The 7,041-nt window shown below is 57.7% G+C and carries 7 protein-coding genes; 4 read left to right on the forward strand and 3 right to left on the reverse strand.

The genetic code is table 11. From position 1 onward, the window contains the following. Nucleotides 1-110: 110 nt before the first annotated feature. A complete protein-coding gene (locus tag VFU50_18110; protein ID HEU5234778.1) occupies nt 111-1,370 on the forward strand; it encodes an MFS transporter in 1,260 nt (419 codons plus the stop codon). Between the two features lie 126 nt (nt 1,371-1,496). Here the strand turns inward: VFU50_18110 and VFU50_18115 are convergent, their stop codons facing one another. Then, nucleotides 1,497-1,871, reverse strand: a complete 375-nt coding sequence (locus VFU50_18115) for a response regulator (GenBank protein ID HEU5234779.1) — start codon at nt 1,869-1,871, stop codon at nt 1,497-1,499. Nucleotides 1,872-2,475: 604 nt separating this feature from the next. On the opposite strand from VFU50_18115, the gene VFU50_18120 reads away from it, so the two are divergent. Further along, nucleotides 2,476-3,015, forward strand: coding sequence for an MEDS domain-containing protein (locus VFU50_18120; GenBank protein ID HEU5234780.1), 540 nt, complete (start codon nt 2,476-2,478; stop codon nt 3,013-3,015). 96 nt (nt 3,016-3,111) lie between these two features. After that, nucleotides 3,112-3,510: a hypothetical protein gene (locus VFU50_18125; GenBank protein HEU5234781.1), complete on the forward strand. Its 399-nt coding sequence runs from the start codon at nt 3,112-3,114 to the stop codon at nt 3,508-3,510. Between the two features lie 41 nt (nt 3,511-3,551). Here VFU50_18125 and VFU50_18130 read toward each other — a convergent pair whose 3' ends face one another. Next, entirely contained in the window at nt 3,552-5,378 is a 1,827-nt protein-coding gene (locus VFU50_18130; GenBank protein HEU5234782.1) for a serine/threonine-protein kinase, read from the reverse strand. 139 nt (nt 5,379-5,517) lie between these two features. Here VFU50_18130 and VFU50_18135 point away from each other — a divergent pair, with 139 nt between their 5' ends. After that, entirely contained in the window at nt 5,518-6,600 is a 1,083-nt protein-coding gene (locus tag VFU50_18135; GenBank protein ID HEU5234783.1) for a LacI family DNA-binding transcriptional regulator, read from the forward strand. Between the two features lie 180 nt (nt 6,601-6,780). Here VFU50_18135 and VFU50_18140 read toward each other — a convergent pair. Beyond that, nucleotides 6,781-7,041: zinc-binding dehydrogenase (locus tag VFU50_18140; GenBank protein HEU5234784.1), on the reverse strand; the 261-nt coding region annotated here is incomplete at its 5' end.

Below are 7,041 nucleotides of genomic sequence, written 5' to 3' on the forward strand. Positions count from 1 at the left end.
CGACTGCTCCACCGCCTATCTCGCCACCAGTGATCGCAAAATCGGCGTTTGCCAGGACCGCGGTACCGGCAGCGCTTCTGTTTGGCGATTCTGGAGTATCTTAGGTGGCCATGACTACCGCGCCGGTCGCGCAGGTTCGGGCTCCGCAGAGGCATTCGGTGCTCATCCTGATGCTGACGCTCTCGATGATCATCGCCTATGTCGATCGTGGAAACTTGTCGATTGCGGCGCCGATTATTAAGGACGAGCTTCACTTGAGCGCGTCCCAACTTGGGATTTTGCTTTCGGCGTTTTTCTGGTCGTACACCCCGTTCCAAATTTTGTCGGGATGGCTCTCGGACCGATTTCATCCGGGATGGATACTCGCCGGCGGCTTCGCGCTCTGGTCGGTGGCAACTTCGGTGACGGGTCTTGTCCATGGCTTCACCATGCTGCTGGTAATGCGCGTGCTGCTGGGCATCGGAGAATCGACGCCGTGGCCTTGCTTTGGGACGATTCTCGCGCGTGATTTGCCCAACGAACGGCGAGGCCTGGCAAACGCGGCGACTATGACCGGTACGGCTTTGGGACCAGCGATCGGCACTCTGCTGGGCGGAACGTTGATTGCGCGCTTCGGATGGCGTCCTTTCTTTATCGGACTCGGCTTTGTCACGCTGGCCTGGTTGATTCCGTGGATGATCTCGATGCCGTGTTCGGCGCCTGCAAACACGGCGCGCAGGAGCTCAGGGCCGCCGGTGTGGGCGATTCTGCGGCATCGCTCGTTTTGGGGCGGAGCAATTGGGCACTTCTGCATCAACTATCTGGCCTACTTCGTGCTGACCTGGATGCCCTTCTACCTGGTCCGCGAGAAGCAGTTCTCGCTTCCCACCATGGGAAAACTGGCGGCGCTCTTCTATTGCGTAGAGTCGGCGTTTACCGTGATCACCGGCGCGCTTACCGATCGCGCGGTGCGCGGCGGGCAGACGATTACACGCGCGCGCAAGACGGCGATGATTGTCGGCCACACACTGGCTGCAATTGGATTGCTGTGCTGGATGCTGGCCGGTTCGAACTGGTTCATGGTCTGCATCGTCTTCACCTTCGCGGCTTGGGGCATTGCGGCGACGGGAATCTTTGCCTTCCCGCAGGACCTTGGCGGACACGACGCCTCAGGAAAGTGGAGCGGACTGCAGAACTGCGTTGCCAACTTCGCCGGTATTCTTGCGCCGGCGATTACCGGCTTCCTGCTCGATCGCACCGGAAACTTTGCCGTCACTCTGGCGACGACGGCGACGGTCATGCTGGTGGGCGGATTTGCCTGGGTCTTTCTTGTGGGCGAGCTGAAGCCGGTTTCGTTTGCCAACACCTCTGGCGCGACCAGCGCGAGATAGTTCGTGCAAACGAGAGGGATTTCGCAGATCGGAGGATGGTGATCGGCAGTACACAGGAGGCGGTAGGCAATAAGAAATAGTCGAGCTTCGTCGTCCTGACTGCTGGGTAAATTTACTGTTTGGTAACTATCGTTTATTCCCGTTGGCTCTCTTCTTCAGCAACGCCTTTACTTGCGCAACCAGCTTCTCGGTCGCATCGCCTTTAACAAGGTAGGCGTCGACGTTCTTCAGTACCTCTTTGGGAAGATCGGTATAGGCGGATTCCATGAGGATCGGAATTTCGGGATGCTGGCTGCGGATGAGCGCTGCAACTTTGTCTCCAGTCATCTCCGGCATTCGGTAATCGAGAACAACCAGATCGATGTGGTCGCCTTCAAGCAGGCGCAGGCCTTCGGGACCGCTGTTGGCGACAAGCACACGATATCCGTTCACCTCAAAGAGCAGCTTGTGGAGAGCGCAGATTGAGGGCTCGTCGTCGATACAGAGCAACGTATGTTGCATGGAGGCCTGGTTGTGGGGGAATGTATCGCGACAGCATATCAGTGAATGCTCGATCTGGGTACGCCAGAGTGCGCAGGAAGCGTCGCCCCCCTGCACAGGCAAGTTCAGAGATGAGCTGCTCCCTGAGCGGGCAAGCCCCCTTCCCAGCAAGGCGTTCGAGCCGCCTCTTTCAACCGAAGCTGGACGGTCTTTCTGAGGGTCTGGTCGGCGTCGGAAGGCATTCAGGGTCACTTATGAGGTCTGCCCCTCGGCCTGGCCGGACGCACGCGGAATGCCTCTGCGACCAGCAGAGCATCGCCCGATCAGCCAGTCCAGGGGAGTTCGGCCCTAGACCTTAGCGGGACCCGGGTGTCCTTTGGGGGGAACATGTCCGCCGAGCGTCGGCCAAACTGCGGGCTTCAGGGCCCGAGCCGCCGTTGTGGGACCAACTTTGTTAAAGGAGGGAGGAGCGCGGATATAGGGGCTACGTCGAGCCGAAATGTTGCTGCTCGTACCCGGCTGGCTAGGCGCGAAGGCCTTCTACAACCAAAGTAGCAGGTTTGACATCGTATAATCTTAACCGTCAAAGGGCGAGGTGTAGTTGGTCGTTAGCGCGACATCTTCGGTGATCCACTCCGTGCACTTCTACGAGCACGACGAGGCGCTGATCCAGCGACTGCGCTCGATCATTGTGCCTGCGATTGACGTGGGGAATTCCGTTATCGTCGTAGCCACGGAACCACATCGCCAGCAGCTTAAGTCCGCGCTGGCAACGAGTGATGTGCAAACCTCGATCCTGGAACAGCAGGGACGGCTGATCCTTGCGGATGCCGACGAGATGCTGGCGACATTCATGGTCGAGGGCTTCCCCGACCGCGAACGCTTCTTTTCCGTTTTGGGGAATGTGGTCGCGCGCGCTCGACAGTCGGCCTGGAACGGTCAAAGAGGAATCACTGTTTTCGGGGAGATGGTCGCAGTCCTCTGGGAGCAGGGAAACCGTATTGCCGCCTTGCAGCTTGAGAGCCTCTGGAACGACCTGCTCTACGATCGTGAATTTCACCTGCACTGCGCCTATCCGCGAAACATGTTCCGCACCAACGCGGAAGCCGCTATGATTCGCGCTATCTGCGACGTCCATTCCCACGTGGTCGGGCGGGCGGCGTAAATCGTCTTACCTCCACTTCTGTGTGATGTTAGTGCTGCTCGTGTGCGTGTAACGTGAGGCTGAGGAACGTTGCAGCGTTCTCGCTGCAGAGTGGCCATGAGCATCAGGTACCAGATTGACGGGAAACGGCGGATCGTGTTCACCGCAATGGCCGGAACTCTCAGCTTTCGGCAACTGGTCTCTCATGCCGTAGCTCTGCAGTCTGACCCATGCTTCCATTCGTCGTTCTGCGAGCTTCTGGACGTTCGCGGTGTCACCGAATCAGATCTCAGCTTTCGCGAAATGATCGAATTGGCGCAGACAATCGATCCTTTCTCTCCTGCTGCGCGGCGAGCCATCGTGGCAGGGAGCGAGCTGATGTACGGCAGCAGCCGCATGTATCAGTCTATTCGCGCCGATGAGAGCAATATCCAGGTCTTCCGGAGCATGGAAGAAGCGCGAAAGTGGCTGGACATCACATGGGATTCGGACCTTCCGGACCGCCAAAGCGCGTAATCTTTGCCCCGCATGCACAGCGCGGGATTGGTGAGTGTTGACTACCGATCTGTTCCTGACGGTTTCAAAGTGGGATTCAAGATCGCTGCCTTATTCTGCGGCACGGTCACGTCGCTCTCCGCCGCATCGAAACCATCAAGCTCCAGTTTGACGTGATGTTTGCCAGGTTTGAGAGGAATCACCGCCGGTGAGGTTTGGCCGCTGTCTGTCCCGTCGATCACGATACTTGCGCCCGGAGGCTTACTCTCTATCACCAGCTTTGGACCTCGACCAACCTGGTGTCCTGCCCACTTCTGCCAAAACTGCTCCTGAAAAGCCTGGTCTTTCGATAATTCCTTCAGCTTCGACAAATCGGGCATGTTGATGTTTGGGACATTTGGCATCGCAACCGTCAGGTCAGGTGAGTACTCGAATTCCTCTCCACCTGCGACCTTTACTGTCACGCTCGACGTCTGGAAGCCGGGCATGCGAATACTCACGTGGTGGCGTCCGCGACCGACCTGAAGCTCGGTTGGAGTGCGCTTGCCAGTCGGCTTTCCGTCGAGGTCGACCTCGGCCTGCGGCGGATTGCTGTTGAGCCTCATCGTCGCGGTGGTTGAATTTTTGGTGGCATTCTCGCGCTTTACCAGCGCAGGAGACCCCTGTTGTAACCCCAGCTGCGCTTGCGAATTATCGGTCGGTGGAGTCGGCGGCGGTGGAGCTGCAACCGTCGATGCCGGCGTTCCGCTGTCTTTCTCATCATTGTGTGACTTCGAAGAATGTCGCTGAAGGCGCGAATAGATCAAGAACGCTGCAAGCACCAATAAGACCGCCACACGACGACGCGATTTCGACGAAAGATCCCATGGGCGGCGCCGCTCCGATATCTGGGTCGGCGGCGGAGTTGGAATACCTATCGAGTGTGATTGCTGAGCCGGTGATCCGCCGGGAACAGGTTGGGAGGGCACTGACTGCGATGGCCGCGGCCGCGCATCGTAAGTCGCGTTCGTATCGACTAGTCCGGGAAAATCTCCCGTGGGCTGCCCCAAGGTATTTACGTTTGACAGACTTGCGGTTTTGTATTCCTGAAGCGCGCGAACCAGAGTTTCCCCATTCGGGAATCGGTCGTCGGCAGATTTTGAGAGTGCCTTCTCAATTACCGCACTCAGGCCGGGGTGAATGGTGGCATCGAGCTTGCGCGGAGGGATCGGCGTTTCATGCACGATCTTGTACATGATCGTGGTGATGCTCTGGCCCTCGAACGGACGCTCTCCTGTAACCATCTCGTACAGAATCACGCCAACGCTGAATAGATCACTGCGGCCGTCGAGCTGCTTGCCCAGCACCTGCTCCGGAGACATGTAGTTGGGCGTGCCTACGACTTGTCCCGTAATGGTCATGGCTTCGCCGGCGCGAGCAATGCCGAAGTCGGTGATCTTTACCAAACCATTGCCGGCGAGCATGATGTTTCCCGGTTTGACATCGCGATGGATGATGCCCTTTGCGTGTGCGAAGTCCAAACCGGCACAGACTTGCCGGATGATGTCGATGGTCTGAGAAGTGGCAATCGTGCGCTGCTGGCGAATCAAGGCTTCCAGCGTGGAACCCTCGATGAATTCCATCGCGAGGTAAAGAATGCCATTGTCCTCGCCGGCGTCATAGACGGTGACAATGTTCGGATGATTCAGTCCGCCGGCTGCTCGCGCCTCGTTCTTGAATCGGCGGGCTGCTTCATCGGCGGTGGTGCCGATTCCATCGAAACGAATGGCTTTCAGTGCGATCCTTCTGGCAATGGTTGGATCGAGCGCTTCATAGACCACTCCCATAGCCCCGTGCCCGATTTCGCGCACGATCTCGTATCGTCCAAATCTTTGTGGAAGCGATGACATGCTCTTCTAGAGATTAAACCGCAGTGCTGAGTGGGTCGAGCCGCCCATCGTTGGCTGATCAGTCGCATCGGCCTGCATCATTACAATGCCGCGTACGTGGTAGGATTCACTGCGAATACGTTTTCTCTCCTGATTTTTCATGGATATCAGGCAAATCGCGAGCCGAGCCAAGGTCTCGACTGCCACAGTATCGCGCACGATTAACCGCGTACCGACCGTTGATCCTCAGCTTGCCAAGAGAGTCTGGAAGGTGGTCGAGGAACTCGGCTACTATCCGAACTCCGCCGCGCGTTCCCTGGTCTCCGGCCGAAGCCGCGTGTTCGGGTTGATCGTTTCGGAAATCACCAACCCATTTTTCCCCGAACTCGTCCAGACGTTCGAGAATCTGGCGGTCCAGCACAACTACGAAATTCTTCTGACTTCCACCATCTATGACGCGAAGCGGATGGAGCTGTCCGTACGCCGGATGATCGAGCGGCGTGTGGACGGTGTGGCCATCCTGACCTTCGGCATGGAAGATTCTCTGATTGAGGATCTGCGTTACCGAAAAGTTCCACTTGTGTTCGTCGACGTCGGGCCCAGACTTCCTCGCGTAAGCAACATCACCATCAACTACAGGGATGGAATTCGGCAAGCGGTGCAACATCTGGCAGCTCTCAGGCACACGCGGGTTGCATTTGTAGCCGGCCCTCCGCACTTGAAATCAGCCTGTGCACGACGCGAAGCTTTCGAGCAGTCGATGAACGAGATTGGCCTCGATGCGTCCTCGATTGTCGTCGGCGACCACACAGTCGAAGGTGGCATGAAGGCGTTTCGCGACCTGTCGCAGCGCACGCAGCCCACAGCAGTGCTCTGCTCAAACGACATGACGGCCATCGGCGTGATGCGTGAGGCGTATCAACGCGGCATCCACGTTCCGCGCAATTTGTCAGTAGTGGGCTTCGATGATATTCGGCTCGCTCAGTTCGTAATCCCGCCACTGACAACTGTACAGATGTCGCAGCAGGAACTCGCAAGGATCGCATTTGAAGCTTTGATGAAAGACGTCGAAAGGCGCGAGCCCTCCCCAAATGGGACTCAGTATGTGATGAATACGAATCTTGTAATTCGCAACTCCACCGCAATGGCGGCGAAGCATCGGCCGCCAAGACGACCTGGTAGCTCACAGACATTCATCCAGCTCTCCTCGCGCGCAGAAACATCCAGAGCAAGAAGGCCATAAAAACTAATCGCAGAGTTAGTGCCGTCCCAAGCTGCCACGGTGCAAGACCGGCAGCGTATTGACTCCAGTGCGCGAGCTTCCACGCCAGGTCTGCGCAGTAAAGGACGAATAGGATGAACGCAATCCATTTCGCCGCCCGGCGGAGGCTGGGATCGGCTGCGGGTGTTCCCTGATCCGGACTCATGGATTGAGCACGATCTTTCCGAACTGCTCGCCTTTTTCCAGACGCTCGTGCGCCGCTCGTGCCTCGCTCAGCGGGAAGACTCGGTCAACCACCGGTTTGAGTTTGCCGGTGAAAACATGTTTCAACACCTCGTGGAGATCTCCCATCGTTCCCATATAGGAACCGAGAAACGAAAGCTGCCGACTGAAGAGCACGCGAAGATCAAACTTCGCCTCAGGCCCGGTGGTCGCGCCGCAGGTGACGAGTGTTCCGCCCGG

Source organism: Terriglobales bacterium, assembly GCA_035764005.1.
Lineage (GTDB): Bacteria > Acidobacteriota > Terriglobia > Terriglobales > Acidobacteriaceae > Gp1-AA112.

Bases quoted from the DNA above. Each gene is read 5' to 3' on its own strand.
- VFU50_18110 (HEU5234778.1), top strand. From the start codon at position 111: ATGACTACCGCGCCGGTCGCGCAGGTTCGGGCTCCGCAGAGGCATTCG.
- VFU50_18115 (HEU5234779.1), bottom strand. From the start codon at position 1,871: ATGCAACATACGTTGCTCTGTATCGACGACGAGCCCTCAATCTGCGCT.
- VFU50_18125 (HEU5234781.1), top strand. From the start codon at position 3,112: ATGAGCATCAGGTACCAGATTGACGGGAAACGGCGGATCGTGTTCACC.
- VFU50_18130 (HEU5234782.1), bottom strand. From the start codon at position 5,378: ATGTCATCGCTTCCACAAAGATTTGGACGATACGAGATCGTGCGCGAA.
- VFU50_18135 (HEU5234783.1), top strand. From the start codon at position 5,518: ATGGATATCAGGCAAATCGCGAGCCGAGCCAAGGTCTCGACTGCCACA.